The following is a 16079-nucleotide window of genomic DNA, read 5'->3' on the forward strand; positions in this document are numbered from 1 at the left end:
GTCTCCAGCCACTGGAGAGTCAAGGCGCTCGGGGCGCCCGCGACTTTCTACGCGGCCCGGTCGCCGAGCCAGGCCAGCGTGGCCACCGTCAGCGCGCTCACACCCGTGTCCAGGGTCGGCTGGATCACCGGCGCGAACGCGGCGCTGTGGTTGACCGGGATGTCCCGGGCCACGGTCCCGTTCCTGGCGGCCTCGGCGTAGCGGTCCGGGTCGGTGCCGCCGATCGCCCAGTACGTGAACGGCACCCCGAAGGCCTGCGGGATCTCGCTCATGTCCTCGCTGGCGGTCTGCAGGTCCACGGTGTGGGCGTCGTCGCCGAAGTACCCGGCGAACGCCTCCGCGACCCGCCGGGTCGGCTCCTCGTCGTTGACGGTGGGCGGGAAGGACGAGAGCCGCTCGAACTCGGGTTCCTCGGGGGAGCGGGACGCCTCGCACTCGGCCCGGACGATGCGCTTGACCGCGTCCAGGACCTGGGTGCGGGTGGCGTCGTCGTACGTGCGGACGTTGATCTCGAGGACGGCCCGGTCGGGGATGACGTTGGGGCCGCTGCCCGCGTGGATGCTGCCCACGGTCACCACGGCGGGCGTGGTGGCGGCCAGTTCCCGGGAGACGACGGTCTGGAGGCGTACGACGATCGAGGCCGCGATCACCACGGGGTCGACCGACGCCTGGGGCGCCGAGCCGTGCGCGCCCCGGCCGTGGACGGTGACGCGGAAGCTGTCCGCGGCGGACAGGAAGGAGCCCGCACGGGTGCCGACGTAACCGGCGGGGTACGGCAGGACGTGCTGGGCGAGCACCACCTCGGGGCGGGGCGACGTGTCGGTGAGTCCGTCCTCGACCATGGCCGCGGCCCCCGCGCCGTTCTCCTCCGAGGGCTGGAAGAGCGCCACGAAGGTCCCACGCCAGGCGTCCCGGTGCTCGGCCATCAGCCGCGCGCACCCGATCAGGCAGGTCACATGCACGTCGTGGCCGCAGGCGTGCATCACCGGCTGTTCCCGGGCGTCCTCGTCGGTCACCGTCTCGGTGGAGGCGTACGGGAGACCGGTCCGCTCCCGCACCGGGAGGGCGTCCATGTCGGCGCGGGCCATGACGACCGGGCCGTCCCCGTTCGCGAGGACCCCGATCACGCCGGTGCCGCCGACGCCCTCGGTGACGTCGTAGCCGCTCTGCCGCAGGGCGTCCGCCGCCTTCTTCGCCGTACGGTGCTCGCGCAGGCCGAGTTCGGGGTGCCGGTGCAGGTCCCGGTAGAGGTCCTCCAGGCCGGGACGGACGGCGTCGAGGCCGGCCAGGACGGCCCGGGCGGTGCCACTCATCGAAGCTGCTCCATGCCATCGAGGCTACTGACGGTCCCGGGTTCGGCCACCGGACGGACGCGTCTCGGGGGGTTCGGGCGCGTTGAGGCCGAAGTGCAGTCCGAGCATGCGGATCAGGAAGCAGACCGCCGCCGCCCCGAGCGCCGCCGGGAGGCCGTACAGCCCCGCCTCGGTGGTCGCGACCGTCACCGCCGCGCCCGCCAGGGCGGGGAGGGCGTACAGGCCGGTGCGCAGCACCGTCGGGATCCGGCCGACGAGGAGGTCGCGGATCGTCCCTCCGCCCACCGCGGTGATCACGCCCAGCAGCATCGCGGGTACGACGCCCAGCCCGGCGTCCAGGGCCTTGCTCGCGCCGATCACCGCGAAGGTGCTCAGACCGACCGCGTCGAGCACGGTGATGGCCGGTTCGAGTCGGCGCAGGTGCCTGCTGACGGCGAAGGCGATCAGGCCACCCACGGCGGCCAGCGTGTAGTAACGCCAGTCGAGGAGCGTGGCGGGCGGCAGCGAGTCGATCAGGACATCACGGATGAATCCGCCACCCAGCGCGGTGATCATCCCGAGCACCACCACGCCGACCACGTCCAGCCGCGCGGCACGCACCGCGGTCAGTGCCCCGTTCAGCCCGAACGCGAACGTGCCGGTGAGATCCAGCGCGAGCAGCGGCGCGGGTTCGGTGCTCATGCGGCGCCGGGTACCCCGGTGCCGGGTCGGTCAGCCGGAGGGGCTCGTCCCCGTCGGCCGCGGCGTCCGCGCCACGCCGAAGGACCCCTCGCCGGCCATGTCCGACAATGGCGGCACTCCACGCCCAGCCCGTCCGTCCGTCCGTCCGTACACCGGAGTGCCGCCCATGCCCCTCCCCCACGTCCTCCTCTCCGCCGCCGTCTCCCTGGACGGCTACCTGGACGACACCGGCCCAGACCGGCTCCTCCTGTCGAGCCCCGCCGACTTCGACCGGGTCGACGAGGTGCGGGCCTCCGTGGACGCGATCCTGGTCGGGGCCGGGACGATCCGGGCCGACAATCCGCGGCTGCTGGTGAACTCGGCCGAGCGGCGGGCGGCCCGCACCGCGGCCGGAAGGGCGGAGTACCCGCTCAAGGTCACCGTCAGCGGCGGCGGCGAGCTGGACCCGGCGGCGCGGTTCTGGCACACGGGCGGGGAGAAGCTGCTGCTGACCACGGACGACGGTGCCCGGCGGGCCCGCGCGCTCGGGATCGGTGCCGATGTCGTGCCGCTGGGCCCGGTGCTCGACTGGCGTGCGGCGCTGGAGTACCTGCACGACCGGCGCGGGGTGCGGCGGCTCATGGTCGAAGGGGGCGGGACCGTGCACACCCAGCTGCTCCAGCAGGAGCTCGCCGACGAGCTGCACCTCGTCCTCGCGCCCCTCCTGGTCGGGGACCCCGCCGCGCCCCGGCTGTTCGGACCCGGCGCCTACCGGGGCGGGCGGCTCGCGCTGGTCGAGACGCGGCGGATCGAGGACGTCGTACTGATGCGGTACCGGCCCACCGCCCCCGGCACCGGCGACCGGGTCGCCGCCGCCGACCGGCACTGGCTGGCGCTCGCCTGCGAGCTGGCCGAGCTGTGTCCGCCGTCGGACACCGCCTTCAGCGTGGGGGCGGTCGTGGTCGCCGCCGACGGGAGCGAGCTGGCGCGGGGGTACTCCCGGGAGGGCGGTGATCCGGTCGTGCACGCCGAGGAGGCCGCGCTCGCCAAGGTCGGTCCCGCCGACCGGCGGCTCGCGGGCGCCACCGTGTACAGCAGCCTGGAGCCCTGTGCCCGCCGCGCCTCCCGGCCCGCCCCCTGCGCCCGGCTGATCCTCGACGCCGGGGTGCGCCGGGTCGTCACGGCCTGGCGGGAGCCGGACACCTTCGTGGCGGGGGCGGACGGGAGCGGGGTGCTCGCCGCGGGGGGAGCCGCCGTCGTCGTACTGGCCGAGTACGCGGAGCGGGCGAAGGCGCCGAACCGCCATCTGGAGGGGTAGGGAGCCGGGCGGGAGACACCGATGTGCATTCCGGTCCCCGGATGACGTACAGTGGTGAACACAACGACGCGGGGTGGAGCAGCTCGGTAGCTCGCTGGGCTCATAACCCAGAGGTCGCAGGTTCAAATCCTGTCCCCGCTACTGAAGGCCGAGGGCCGGAATCCGAAAGGGTTCCGGCCCTCGGTGCGTCTCACCATGGCGCTCCGTGTCATCCGGTCGGCCCCTCACCGCTCGCCGCCCGCCCCCGCTCCCGGAAACCTGGAGACCGGGACGGCAAGCGGCGCGGACGTGCGGGGCGGCGGGAGACGAGTGGTGCGGCCAGGTGACGTGGACGACGAGGGAGCGTACGCCAGAGCCGGCGGCCGGCTCCCCGGCGATCCCGTGCCCGACCCGGGCCTCGGCGACGAGCCGCGGCCCCTCACGGCCCCGGCCCCACCGCCGCGCCGGCGGACCGGGTACGGGCGCACCTTCGTGCACGCGCTCCCCGTGCTGCTGATCGTCGTCGCCATCCTGTACGACATCTTCACCCCGAGGTACTTCACCGCCGGTCCCCTCTACACGGCCGCGCCCCTGATCGCCGCCCCCCTCTACTCACGGCGCGGCACGGCGCTCACCGGCGTCGCCGTGGTCGCCGCGGTCATCGGGCTGCAACTCGGCAAGGGCGTCATCCACTACGTCGACTCCCTCACCGAGCTGATCACCATCGCGACGGTCGCCGCGCTCGCCGTCCTCGTGAACGGCATGGTCCGGCGCAGCAGCGAGCGCCTCGTCTCCGTCCGCGAGATCGCCGAGGCCGCCCAGCGCGCCGTGCTGCCCCAGCCCGCCGAGCGGATCGCGGGCTTCGAGGTCGCCGTCTGCTACGAGGCCGCGCAGGCGGACGCCTTCATCGGCGGCGACCTGTACGCGGTGCAGGACAGCGCCCGCGGTGTCCGGCTCATCGTCGGGGACGTGCGCGGCAAGGGCATGGGCGCGGTGGCCGCCGTCGCCGTCGTGATCGGTGCCTTCCGGGAGGCCGCCGAGCAGGAGGCGACCCTGGAGGCGGTGGCGCAGCGGCTGGAGCGGGCGCTGGCGCGCGAGGGCACCCGGCGCGACGGACTGGACGCCTTCGAGGGCTTCACCACCGCCGTACTCGCCGAAGTCCCGCACGGCGGGGGGACGGTCCGCATCGTCAACCGCGGTCATCCGCCGCCCCTGCTGCTCTACGCCGACGGCACCCTCGGCCCGCTGCCCGCCCGCGAGCCGGCGCTGCCGCTCGGCATGGGAGAGCTGGGCGTGTGGCCCGACCGGGCGGAGGAGGTGGCCTTTCCCGGCGGGGCCACGCTGCTGCTCTACACCGACGGACTGACCGAAGCCCGGGACGCGCAGGGCGAGTTCTACGATCCGCAGGCCCGGCTGGCCGGCCGGGTCTTCCGGCATCCGGCGACCCTGCTCGACACCCTCGCCGAGGAGGTGCGCAGGCACTCCGGGGGCGGCATGGCGGACGACATGGCGCTGCTCGCCGTACGGAGGCCCCGGCGCGGTGATCATGATCATTGTCACGAGCCGTGACAGTGCGAACCCCCTCCGCATAACAACTGATGCACCGTCAGAACAACGTGGCGTGAAAGGGAATACTGAGACGGGGTCAACTCGCCCGGTTTTCACCGATCGTGAGGCGTACGTCCCGGCCGTTTCCGTTAACGATCAAGAGGAACGGCTTGGAAACAGAGCCCCGCGTCTATTAACGTTCGATAACGCAGCGCGGTCGTCCCAGCCGTCACAGAAGGCGGCTCCGTGCGCACGCGCCGAATCCCGCAAGGGAACCGGGGAACCACCACATTGGGGTGAATCGGGCGTATGTCGCCGTGTCCGCACGGTCGGCGCACACCCGTAGGAGACCTTCCTGCTCCGAACCCGTCAGCTAACCCGGTAGGCGGAAGGAAGGAAAGGAGTACGCCCACGTGGCGTCCAACCGGCCTGCCCCCGAGGCCCCGTTCGTGCCCGCCGGGCACGACACCGACACCTTCGGCTACGACGCCCCCCGCGCCGAAGAGGGTCCCTGGGAGGAGTGGAATCCCACCGCGGAATCCATCCGCCCCGTACGCGGCCGGCACCGCGTCGCCAAGCAGCGCGGCGGGCTCGCCCGCAGCTCCACCGTCCTCGGCGTCGGGGTCATAGCCGCCGTCGGCGCGGGCGGTATGGCCAGCGCGCAGACCGGCAAGCCGCCGGTGTCCATCGCCATGCCGGACCTGCCGAACGTCGGCTCGCTCCTGCCCGGAGACGACGAGGCGTCGGAGCCCGAGGGTTCCGTCACCCCGCTCAGCGGCGTCACCCAGGCCGTCGCCGCCGACAGCGCGGAGGGCGCCGGCGCCGCCGACGCCGGTGAGTCGCTGCGGGCCCGGATCATGGCGCAGGCCGAGCAGCAGCAGGCGCAGGTCGAGACGAAGGCCGCCGCCGAGGCACGGGCCGCCGCCGAGAAGAAGGCCGCGGAAGCCGCCGCCAAGGCGGAGAAGGAAGCCCAGGAGAAGGCCGCCGCCGCCAAGAAGAAGGCGGAGGAGGAGGCCGCGAAGAAGGCCGAGGCCGAGCGGCTCGCGAAGCTGGCCAAGCAGTACACGCTGCCGACCTCCTCGTACACGATCTCCTCCACGTTCAACCAGGCCGGCTCGCTGTGGGCCTCCGGCCACCACACCGGCCTCGACTTCGCCGCCCCCACGGGCACGCTGCTCAAGGCGGTGCACAGCGGCACGATCACGTCGGCCGGCTGGGACGGCTCGTACGGCTACAAGACCGTGCTCACCCTCGACGACGGCACCGAACTCTGGTACGCGCACCAGTCGTCCATCAACGTCAGCGTCGGCCAGAAGGTCACCACCGGTGACGTCATCGGCCGCGTCGGCGCCACCGGCAACGTCACCGGCGCCCACCTCCACCTGGAGGTCCACACCGCCGGCGGCTCGGGCATCGACCCGATGGCCTGGCTCCAGAGCAAGGGGCTCACGCCCTGATCCGCTCCGCCCCCTGATCCATCCCGCTGATCCTCCGGCGGTCCTGACGGCAACCCCCCGACGTCAGGACTGCCGGTTTGCGGGATTTTTGCGTGTATGCCGGAATGGCCTGCCGCGGTGCGGTCGTTGACGCCTTACATGACTTCTCTGCGCACACTCGGTTCCTCCGACCTCAAGGTCTTCCCCCTCGCCCTGGGCGGCAACGTCTTCGGCTGGACCGCCGACCGGGACCGGTCCTTCGCCGTCCTGGACGCCTACACGGCGGCCGGAGGCAATTTCGTCGACACCGCCGACTCCTACTCCGCCTGGGTCGACGGCAACAGCGGCGGCGAGTCCGAGACCGTCCTCGGCCAGTGGTTCGCGGCCCGCGGCAACCGTGACGACGTCGTCCTCGCCACCAAGGTCAGCCAGCACCCCGAGTACCCGGGGCTGTCCGCCGCGAACATCAAGGCCGCGGCCGACGCCTCGCTGCGCCGCCTGGGCACCGACCACATCGACCTCTACTACACCCACTTCGACAAGCCCGAGGTGCCGGTCGAGGAGATCATCGGCGCGCTCGACGAGCTGGTGAAGGCCGGCAAGGTGCGGCACATCGCCGCCTCCAACATCTCCGCCGAGCGGCTCGCGGCGTCCCTGGAGTTCTCCGACCGCGAGGGCCTCGCCCGGTACGTCGCCCTCCAGCCGCACTACAACCTGGTCTCCCGCGACACCTACGAGGGCGAGCTGCGCGACCTCGCCGAGCAGGCCGGTCTCGCCGCCGTGCCGTACTACGCCCTCGCGGCCGGCTTCCTCACCGGCAAGTACCGGCCGGGCACCGCCGTGGACAGCCCGCGGGCGGGCGGTGCGGCCAAGCACCTGGAGACCGAACGGGGGCGCCGGGTGCTGGCCGCCCTGGACGAGATCGCCGAGGCCCACGACGCTCCCGTCGCCACGGTGGCGCTCGCCTGGCTGGCCGCCCAGCCGACGGTGGCGGCGCCGATCGCGTCCGCGCGCACGGTGGAGCAGCTGCCGGCCCTGCTGGGCGTGGCCGAGCTGAGCCTGACGGAGGACGAGGTCGGGCGGCTGACGCGGGCGTCCGCCTGAGCGGACGGACGGCGCGGACCTACGGCCGGTGCGGGCCGGGTGGCGCGTACGGGGCGTACGGGGGGTGCGGCCCGTACGGGACGAGAGGCGCCTGCGGTCCGTAGGGGGTGTGGGGCGGGTACGGGATGTGCGGGGCGTACGGAGCGGGCGCGGTCCGGGGGGCGTACCCGGGGTGCCCCCCGCCGTACGGGTACACCCACGGCGGCACCGGTCGCGGCACGGGCGGCGGCGGGGCCGTGGCCCGGGCCGCGTAGTCCAGCGCCGGGCGGGCCACGTCCCGCAGGTGCCACAGGGCCTCCAGCAGCGCCCGCTCCCGCACGGTGAAGTCGGCGCCCGCCCTGCCCCGGCGCCCGCGCTGCCTGAGGAACGCCACCGAGGTCGCGCAGGCCTCGTACCGCGCCACCGCCCGCGCTCCTTCCTTCCCGGCGTGCCGGCGGGCGTACTGCCGGGCGATCCGGCGGGCCCGCATCGAGCCGAGCGCGTACGGCTCCGCGGGCGTGAGCCATCCGGCGACGACGTACGCGGGCAGTTCCGCCCGTACGGTGCGCAGTTCGCGCTGCCTGGTCCAGATCACCAGCCAGGTCAGCAGGCCGAAGGACGGCACCATGAACGCCGCGTACACGGCGAAGAAGCCGTACTCCCCGAAGGCGGCCGAGCCGTTCCACAGGGCGTGCATGCCCATCGCCAGCAGCAGCCCGGCCAGGGGGAGCAGGGACCGGCGCAGGCGGTGCCGGCCCGCCGAGAGCGCGGCGATGCCGAAGCCGATGCCGGTGAGGACGGTGAACAGGGGGTGCGCGAACGGCGACAGCACGACCCGCACGAAGAAGGTCGCCGCGGTGACGGAGGCGATGCCGCTGTCGCCGGTGAGCTGGTCGGTGCCGAAGGCGGTGCCCAGGTACAGGATGTTCTCGGTGAAGGCGAAGCCGGTGGCGGTGACCCCGGCGACGACGACGCCGTCGACGATGCCGGTGAAGTCCCGTCTGCGGAAGAGGAAGACCAGGAGGACGGCGGCCGCCTTGGCGGACTCCTCGACGACCGGCGCTATCACGGTGGCGCCCAGGGTGTCCGCGCCGGCCGGGTCGGCGGTCGCGGTCGCTATCCAGCGGGTCGCGAAGCTGTTGGCGACGATCGCTATCAGCGCCGCCGCGCAGGCCCCCCAGGCGAAGCAGAAGAGCAGGTTCCGCCAGGGGCCGGGGTCCACCCGGTCCAGCCAGCGGAACGCGGCTATGAGCAGCGGCACGGGCAGTACCGCCAGGCCCAGTCCCACCAGGAAGCCCTGCGTGCCGGTCTGTTCGCGCACCAGGGCCAGGATCACCAGCCCGGAGAGCGCGAGCAGGGTGATCAGCGCGCCGTAACGGACCCAGGTGCGCTGCCACCAGTGCGTATGCCGGTGCGCACGGGTCGGGTGCGGGGGACAGGTGGCCACGGCATGGACCCTAACCGGTGGGGGGCAGCTCCTTGTGCTGTACGCGACGGAAGAGCAGGTCGTTCACCACATGTCCCTTGTCCAGTCCCTGGCCCTCGAAACGGGTCAGCGGCCGGTGTTCGGGACGTGGCGCGAATCCACCGCCGGGCACGGTGTTCTCGAAGCCGGGGTGCGCGGTGAGCACCTCGAGCATCTGCTCGGCGTACGGCTCCCAGTCGGTGGCGCAGTGCACGACGGCCCCGGGGGCGAGCCGGGCGGCGGCCAGGGACAGGAACTCCGGCTGGATCAGCCGCCGCTTGTGGTGCCGCTTCTTGGGCCACGGGTCGGGGAAGTAGACGCGCAGCCCGGCGAGGGAGTCGGGGGCGAGCATCTCGCGCAGCAGGATGATCGCGTCGCCGTTGCCCACCCGGATGTTGGACAGCCCCTTCCGCTCCGCGAGACCGAGCAGGTTTCCCTGGCCGGGGGTGTGGACGTCGACGGCGAGGATGTTGGTGCCCGGGTCGTCGGCGGCCATCCGGGCGGTGGCCTCGCCCATGCCGAAGCCGATCTCCAGGACCACGGGGCGGTCGTTGCCGAAGAGTTCGGCGAGGTCGATGAGTCGCTGTCCGTCGATGTCCAGCCCCCACACGGGCCACAGCCGTTGCAACGCGTCCGCCTGCCCGGTGGTCACCCGGCTCCGCCGGGGCTGGAAACTCCGGATCCGCCGCTCGAAGTGCGACCCGGCGGGATCGGCCTTCGGGCCGTCGGGGAAACGGGGCTCGCCCTTGGCGCGGACGTGGCGCAGGGAGGTCCCGGCCGCGTGCGGGGAAGCGTCTTCGGCCTCGGGGGTGTGGTGGAAGTCAGACACAATGCGTCGATTTTAGTCCGCGCACGCGGTTGCGATGACCTATCGGGCTAGTTAGAGTCTATAACTCAAGCGATAGCATGAAGTCATTCGCCGTACCGTGGAGGAGAGACGCCGTGATTCACCACCAGATCCGCCTCGCCATGCGCCCCGACGCGCCGCAGGACAAGGTCGAGGAGGCGCTCGGGATGCTCCGCAGGATGGGGCGTGAGATCGACGCCGTCTCGTACTGGGCGGTCGGGCGGGACGTGGGCGGTGACTTCGACTACGGCGCGATGTTCGCGGTCGAGGACATCGCGGCCTACCGGGCGTACATGCTCGCTCCGCTGCACCGGCGGGTCGACGAGATCGGGCTGCCGCTGGTGCGGCACATGGTCTCGCACGACCTGACCGACGGCGAGGACCCGGCCACGGGCGAACTCATCCGGCAGATCCACGCCGAGCGCTTCGCGGGGGACCCGGCCCTGGTGGCCTTGATCGAGGGCCTCGGCTCGTACCAGGGCAGCAGCGCGCCCGGGCGGGACTAGGGAGAGGGCGCCTGAGGTGCCCTAGTCCGCCAGCATCGCCAGCGCCCGGCGTGCCACCTCCCGGCCGATGGGCAAGGACGCGGTCGCCGCGGGCGACGGCGCGTTCAGGACGTGCACCGCGTGGGCGCCCTCCTTGATCAGGAAGTCGTCCACCAGGGTGCCGTCGGCCAGCACCGCCTGCGCCCGCACCCCGGCCGGGGCGGCGACCAGGTCGCCTTCCGTCACCGCCGGCAGCAGCCTGCGGACCGCCGTCGTGAACGCGGTCCTGGACAGCGACCGCCGCAGCTCGCCCGCGCCGTACCTCCAGTGCCGCCGGGCTATCCGCCACGAACCCGGCCAGGCCAGCGTCGCGCCCAGCTCACGGGGGCGCACCACGCCCCAGCCGTAGCCCTCGCGCGCCAGTGCCGGCACCGCGTTCGGCCCGACGTGCACGCCGCCGTCGATGCCCCGGGTCAGATGCACCCCGAGGAACGGGAACGCCGGGTCCGGCACCGGGTACACCAGGCCCCGTACCAGCTCCGGTCGCGCCAGCTCGTAGTACTCGCCCCGGAAGGGGACGATCCGCATGCCGGGGTCGTCCCCGGTCAGCCGGGCGATCTCGTCGCAGTGCAACCCCCCGCAGTTGACCAGGACCCGGGCGCGGAGCACGTGCCCCGCGCGGGTGCGGACGGCGACCCCCAGACCGGGGCGCCGGTCGATGCGGTATACCTCGGCGCCGTAGCGGATCTCCGCCCCGGACGCGCGGGCGAGCTGCCGGGCCACGGCGCCGTAGTCGCAGATGCCGGTGGTGCCGACGTGTATGGCGGCCAGGCCCCGGACCTCGGGCTCGTACTCCTGGATCTGGGCGCCGCTCAGCTCGCGCACCGGTATGCCGTTCTCCCGGCCGCGCTGGACGAGGGCGTGCAGGCGGGGCAGCTCGGCGCGGTCGGTGGCCACGATCAGCTTGCCGGTGACGGCGTGGGCGATGCCGTACTCGGCGCAGAACTTGACCATCTCGGCGGCGCCCCGGACCGCGTAGCGCGCCTTCAGGGAACCCGGGCGGTAGTAGACACCGCTGTGGATGACCCCGCTGTTGCGGCCCGTCTGGTGGCGGGCGGGGCCCGGCTCCTTCTCCAGGACCGTGACGCGGGTGCCCGGGGCGGCGCGCGTGATCGCGTACGCCGTGGACAGGCCGACGATCCCGCCGCCGATCACCAGCACCTCACAGTCGAACGCCTGTTCCATGTCCCGGTCCACCTCCCGACTTCGATAGTGCACTGCGCCACTGACAATGCCTTCAAACCCGGAAGCGGGCGGTCCGTCAGGCCGGAGTCACCAGCAGGGGGCGGGCGCGCTCGCGCAGCTCCACCACGCGCGGCTCGTCGCCGTACGGCTCCAGGCGGTGCAGGAGGTCCTTCACGTACTCGGTGGTGCGGGCCGAGGAGATGCGGCCGGCCACCTCCACCGCCCGCACGCCCTGCTCGCAGGCCGCGTCCAGATTGCCCGACTCAAGCTCGGCCACCGCCGAGACGACGAGCCGGAGGCCGTGCGAGCGTACGAACTCCTCCGTCGGTTGCGACAGCGCCTGCTCGGTGAAGCGGCGGACCTGGCGTGGTGCCTTCAGGTCGCGGTAGCACTCGGCCGCGTCGGCGGCGAACCGGTCGTAGGAGTAGAAACCCAGCCACGAGGGGTCGCTGTCGCCCGGGCGGGCGCGCTCCAGCCAGCTCTCGGCGGCCTTCAGGGCGGCCCCGGCCGCCACCGCGTCGCCCGCGCGCGCGTGGGCCCGCGCCTCCACCAGCCGGAAGAAGCTCATGGTGCGGGCCGTGGCCAGGCCGCGGTTGCGTTCGAGGGCGGCCTGGGCGAGGTCCACGCCCTCGTCGCCGAAGCCGCGGTAGGTCGCCTGGAGGGACATGGAGGCCAGCACGTAGCCGCCGAGCGGGACGTCGGCCGCCGCGCGGGCCAGGCGCAGGGCCTGGATGTAGTACCGCTGGGCGGCCTCCTGCTGGCCGGTGTCGAAGGCCATCCACCCGGCCAGGCGGGTCAGTTCGGCCGAGGCGCCGAACAGGGCGCGGCCGACCTCGTCGGAGTAGGAGCCGAGGAGCAGCGGCGCCGCCTCGACGCGTAAGCACTCGGGGACCATCGACGAACGCCAGTCGCCGCCGCCGTACTTGGAGTCCCAGCGTCTGGCGTCCTCGGCGGCCTCGCGCAGCTTCTGCACGTCACTGTGGCCGACTTTGAGCGGTGCGCCGGAGCCCTCGGCCGGGCCCACCTCGCGCGCCACCGAGCTGTCGGCCGGGGTTATCAGCCATCGTGAGGCGGGCGTCGCGTAGGCGCTCACCGCGAACGACCCGGCGAGCGACTGCCAGATGCCGCCGCCGGCCCGGCGGCCGGCGAGGTCGAGACGGTACAGCTCGGTGGCGGACCTGACCGCCTGGCCGACGTCCCGGGGGAAGGCGAGGCCCACTTCGGGGGCGGGGTCCGCGTCCGCCAGGCCGATCTCGTGGAGCGGCACCGGGCGGCCGAGCTTCTGGCCGATGGCGGCGGCGATGAGGTGCGGCGCCGCGCCCTGCGGCACCATGCCCTTCGACACCCAGCGCGCCACCGACGTCTTGTCGTAGCGAAGTGTCAACCCGCGCTGGGCGCCGAGGTCGTTGACGCGCCGGGCGAGTCCTGCGTTGCTGATTCCCGCGAGGGCGAGAACGGTGCCGAGCTTTTCGTTCGGCCCGCGTTGCTCCCTGGACATGCGCCACCCCTCGACACAGACGGCTGCCGCGCTGGCATAACCACGCGGCATTCGTAAACCCAGCGTAGTTCGCCGCATCCCAGGCGTTAAGAGGCATTGTTCCGGATGGCGGGATTGTGGTCCGTACTCAAGTGCGGTGTATGTACGGTCTGTTGCCGCGTGCTCCCGATGTGTGGCCGTGCGCCCGTGCGTGCGCTCTTCTCCGGCCACGGCGGGAGCGATTCCATGGGCGATGCGTGGGTCGGCCCGCTGTACTGGATCCAGTGGGCTGGGGGACACCGCCGCCTACATCCCCGCGGGCGGCGGACCGGTCCGGGGGGCGAGTCCCGTCCCCCGGACCGCGCGCCGGCGGCATGCCGCCCAGCGGGGCGCAGGGTTTGTACGGAGCGTGTTCGGGTGCGACTGCGTGACGCCGATTTGGCTGAAAATCACCTCTGGTGATTTCGGGGTACTACCGCCCTCACCACGGCAGTTGAGGGCGCGTGGGGGAGCCAAGGGGCGCGTTGCGGGGGCGCATTCGCGTCGTCTTCACCTCCTCCCGGACGGTGTCCGAGGGGCGGTGCGAGGGAGCCGGCGTTCTCGTGTGAGTCTCCGCGAGAACGCCCGCAGGGAGCACATGCGGCTCCGCCGTCGCTCTGTGGCGCGCCCTTCATGGCAGCATGGGGAACCAGTTCGTACGGTGCACTGGTTGTCCCCAGCCTGTGGAGGCGTCGATGCGGTGGTTGGTGGGGTGGAGCAGCGCCGCCGTGGGAGCAGCCGGGATCGCCGGGGCGGCCGGTTCCGCGGGGGCCACCGGCTACGACGGCGAGACCGTGCAGCCCGTGGGCGCCCAGCCGTTGTGGGGCGACCCGGATCCCCTGTGGGCGGTCGGCGACTGGCGCCCCGACGAGGTGCGCGTCGTCAGCGCCGACCCGCAGACCCGGATCGCCGTCCTCGGCATCTGCGGCGCGAGCGACGAGCAGTTGCGGGTCGCGCTGTTCGCCGCGCGCGGGGGCGCGCTCCGGCACCTGACGGCGTGGCCCGGCAGTTACACGGCCGTCGTCCAGGTGGGGCGGCGGATCACCGTCTGCGGCGACCTCGCGGGCGCGCGGCCGGTCTTCCACACCCCCTGGGCGGGCGGCACCGCCTACGCGACCGCCGCACTGCCGCTCGCCGACCTCGTCGAGGCCAACCTCGACTTCGGCCACCTCGCCGCGCTGCTCGCCACGCCCGACGTGCCGGCCGCGCTGGACGACTCCACCCCGTACGACGGCGTGAAGCGCGTTCCGCCGGGGCATGCGCTGATCCTGCGCGCCGGGGCGCGGGAGATCGCGGGGTACGAGCCGGTGGCCTCGCTCGCCGTCGCGGCGCCCGCGGCGGACCCCGGCCGCGCGGTGGACGGCGTGCGGGACGCCCTGGTGGAGGCGGTGCGCACCCGGCTCGCCGCACCCCGGCACGTCCCCGGGGACGGCATCGACCCCGGGCCGGTCCCGGGCATGGGGCCCGCGGAGCGCCGTGCGGCGCGCGGGATGCCGGTGCCGGGGATCGGGGCCGACCTGTCCGGCGGGCCGGCCTCGGGCACGCTGGCGCTGCTGGCGGCCGGGCTGCCGGGGATGCCGGGGACCGTGCTCGGACACGGCACCGGGGCGGGGGAGCGGCTGCTGGCCGTCACCTTCAACGACCTCGCCGTCGGCGGGCAGGAACCCGAGCTGGCGCGGGCGGGCGCGCTGGCGGCCAACCCGCGGCTGCACCACGTGGTGGTCACCGGCGGCGAGGACATGCTGCCGTTCACCGCGCTCGACGGGCCGCTGACCGACGAACCGGGCTCCATCCTGGTCGCCGCCGCGCGGCACCGGGCGCGGCTGGCCGCGGGGAGCGCGGACCACTTCACCGGGTACGGGGCGCGGCAGGTCCTCGACGCGCATCCGGCGCGCCTCGCCGATCTGCTCATGGACCGCAAGCGGCGGCACCTGGTCCGGCCGGTCGCCGCGCTCGCCAAGGCCGACGGGTCGGTACTGGTTCCCGCGCGCGTGTACGCGGCGGCGCGGCGGCTGGCGCGCACGCCGTACCGGAGCGGCCTGGAGGTGCTCGCCGAGCGGCTGCTGCGCAGACGCTTCGACACGCCGGGCGACGGGGCGATGGACGCCTCGCTGGCCGCGCTGACCTGGGCCGGGGCGGGGCCGGCGGCGCGGTGGCTGACCGGAGAGGCGCTGGCTGAAGTATCGGTTCGCCTCCAGACGTCCTCGCAGCGGTCGGGGGTGGGTCCGGGGCAGCGGCCGGGGGACTTCCGGGCGCGGTCGGCGCTGGCGCGGCAGGCGGCGGAGGTGCGGGTCCTCGAGCAGGCCGCGGAGATCCGCTTCCAGCGGCTGCACACGCCGTTCCTCGACAACCAGGTCGTCCGGGCCTGCCGTGCCCTGCCGGAGGCGCTGCGGGTGCAGCCGGGGGCGCGGGCGGCGATCCTGCGGACGGTGCTGGAGGGGGCGGGGGTGAGCGAGCTGCCCAGCGGGTGGGGGGCGCCCACCCAGGCGGTGGCTGCCTCCGCCGCACGCACGGGGCTGCGGGTCGCCGCGGACTCGCTGCTGGGGCTGTTCGACACGCCGCTGCTCGCGGAGGCGGGGCTCGTGGAGGCGCGGGTCGTGCGCAAGGCGGTGCGGGCGGCGGCCGCGGGTGAGCCGCTGCCGCTGGACGGGCTGGCCGACCTCGTCTCGCTGGAGCTGTGGCTCGGCCGTCTCCTCGCCCGCCGCGGCACCTGCTGGACCGGCACCCCGGCCCGCCAACGCGCGGTACCCGCGGGCATCGCGCCGCAGCGGGGGGCGCTGGGCGGCGCCGGGACGGTCGCGCGGCGGGTCTGAGGGGTGCCTCCGGCGGTTGAGCGGGGGTGCGGGTGCCTGCGGCGCCTGTGCGGGTTCGGTGGGGGTGCGCGTAGCGCCTTGGGTTCGGTGGGTGGGTCGGGGCCGCGCCGGGGGGTGTCCGTCCTCGGAACGGCGCGGAATGGGTCGGACACAGAAGTGAACTCCGTTGACGCGCCAACCGCTGCGGGCGGACACCCCCCGACACGGCCCCTTCCCGCCGTACGCGTCTGCGGGCCGCCATCCCTGCGGGGCCCGTCCCGCCGTACGCGGCTCTCCCGCCCCAGCTGCGGGCAGTCGTGCCTCCCCCAGTGCCTGAACGGCCTGGGAGGTGCCCCCAGGCGGCACGGGTGGGCGCGGCGGCAACGCCGGGC

Annotated in this window: 12 protein-coding genes, 1 tRNA gene and 1 riboswitch; of the genes, 7 read left to right on the forward strand and 6 right to left on the reverse strand. The window is 73.9% G+C overall.

What is annotated here, in order from left to right:
• Window positions 1–47: 47 nt before the first annotated feature.
• Both ACZ56V_RS37530 and ACZ56V_RS37535 read right to left on the reverse strand, forming a co-directional pair.
• On the reverse strand, window positions 48–1313 hold the full coding sequence (locus tag ACZ56V_RS37530; protein WP_468948156.1) for a M20 family metallopeptidase: 1266 nt from the start codon (window positions 1311–1313) through the stop codon (window positions 48–50).
• A 24-nt stretch (window positions 1314–1337) separates the two neighbouring features.
• A complete protein-coding gene (locus tag ACZ56V_RS37535; protein ID WP_467378519.1) occupies window positions 1338–1994 on the reverse strand; it encodes a trimeric intracellular cation channel family protein in 657 nt (218 codons plus the stop codon).
• Window positions 1995–2160: 166 nt separating this feature from the next.
• On the opposite strand from ACZ56V_RS37535, the gene ACZ56V_RS37540 reads away from it, so the two are divergent.
• The 5 genes from ACZ56V_RS37540 (at window position 2161) to ACZ56V_RS37560 (ending at window position 7358) form a co-directional block, all read left to right on the forward strand.
• On the forward strand, window positions 2161–3291 hold the full coding sequence (locus tag ACZ56V_RS37540; protein ID WP_468948157.1) for a dihydrofolate reductase family protein: 1131 nt from the start codon (window positions 2161–2163) through the stop codon (window positions 3289–3291).
• Window positions 3292–3358: 67 nt separating this feature from the next.
• Window positions 3359–3432, forward strand: a tRNA-Met gene (locus ACZ56V_RS37545).
• A 171-nt stretch (window positions 3433–3603) separates the two neighbouring features.
• Entirely contained in the window at window positions 3604–4839 is a 1236-nt protein-coding gene (locus ACZ56V_RS37550) for a PP2C family protein-serine/threonine phosphatase (protein WP_467378516.1), read from the forward strand.
• A gap of 224 nt (window positions 4840–5063) precedes the next feature.
• A riboswitch (cyclic di-AMP (ydaO/yuaA leader) is annotated at window positions 5064–5221 on the forward strand.
• A 10-nt stretch (window positions 5222–5231) separates the two neighbouring features.
• The gene (locus tag ACZ56V_RS37555) at window positions 5232–6275 is read left to right on the forward strand and encodes a M23 family metallopeptidase (protein ID WP_468948159.1); all 1044 of its coding nucleotides are present in this window, start codon (window positions 5232–5234) and stop codon (window positions 6273–6275) included.
• A gap of 138 nt (window positions 6276–6413) precedes the next feature.
• Complete coding sequence (locus ACZ56V_RS37560; RefSeq protein WP_398918671.1) at window positions 6414–7358, forward strand: aldo/keto reductase; 945 nt, start codon at window positions 6414–6416, stop codon at window positions 7356–7358.
• 19 nt (window positions 7359–7377) lie between these two features.
• Here ACZ56V_RS37560 and ACZ56V_RS37565 read toward each other — a convergent pair whose 3' ends face one another.
• Window positions 7378–8784: a PrsW family intramembrane metalloprotease gene (locus ACZ56V_RS37565; protein WP_467378512.1), complete on the reverse strand. Its 1407-nt coding sequence runs from the start codon at window positions 8782–8784 to the stop codon at window positions 7378–7380.
• Between the two features lie 10 nt (window positions 8785–8794).
• Window positions 8795–9631: a tRNA (guanosine(46)-N7)-methyltransferase TrmB gene (gene trmB, locus ACZ56V_RS37570; protein ID WP_468948162.1), complete on the reverse strand. Its 837-nt coding sequence runs from the start codon at window positions 9629–9631 to the stop codon at window positions 8795–8797.
• 113 nt (window positions 9632–9744) lie between these two features.
• Here trmB and ACZ56V_RS37575 point away from each other — a divergent pair, with 113 nt between their 5' ends.
• The gene (locus ACZ56V_RS37575; RefSeq protein ID WP_398918674.1) at window positions 9745–10155 is read left to right on the forward strand and encodes a Dabb family protein; all 411 of its coding nucleotides are present in this window, start codon (window positions 9745–9747) and stop codon (window positions 10153–10155) included.
• Between the two features lie 21 nt (window positions 10156–10176).
• Here ACZ56V_RS37575 and lhgO read toward each other — a convergent pair whose 3' ends face one another.
• Both lhgO and ACZ56V_RS37585 read right to left on the reverse strand, forming a co-directional pair.
• Window positions 10177–11379, reverse strand: coding sequence for an L-2-hydroxyglutarate oxidase (gene lhgO / locus ACZ56V_RS37580; RefSeq protein ID WP_468948165.1), 1203 nt, complete (start codon window positions 11377–11379; stop codon window positions 10177–10179).
• Window positions 11380–11455: 76 nt separating this feature from the next.
• Window positions 11456–12877: an MFS transporter gene (locus ACZ56V_RS37585; RefSeq protein ID WP_356370229.1), complete on the reverse strand. Its 1422-nt coding sequence runs from the start codon at window positions 12875–12877 to the stop codon at window positions 11456–11458.
• A gap of 713 nt (window positions 12878–13590) precedes the next feature.
• On the opposite strand from ACZ56V_RS37585, the gene ACZ56V_RS37590 reads away from it, so the two are divergent.
• On the forward strand, window positions 13591–15708 hold the full coding sequence (locus ACZ56V_RS37590; protein ID WP_468948167.1) for an asparagine synthase-related protein: 2118 nt from the start codon (window positions 13591–13593) through the stop codon (window positions 15706–15708).
• Window positions 15709–16079: the final 371 nt, after the last annotated feature.

It is taken from the genome of Streptomyces sp. NPDC034099 (assembly GCF_055575415.1).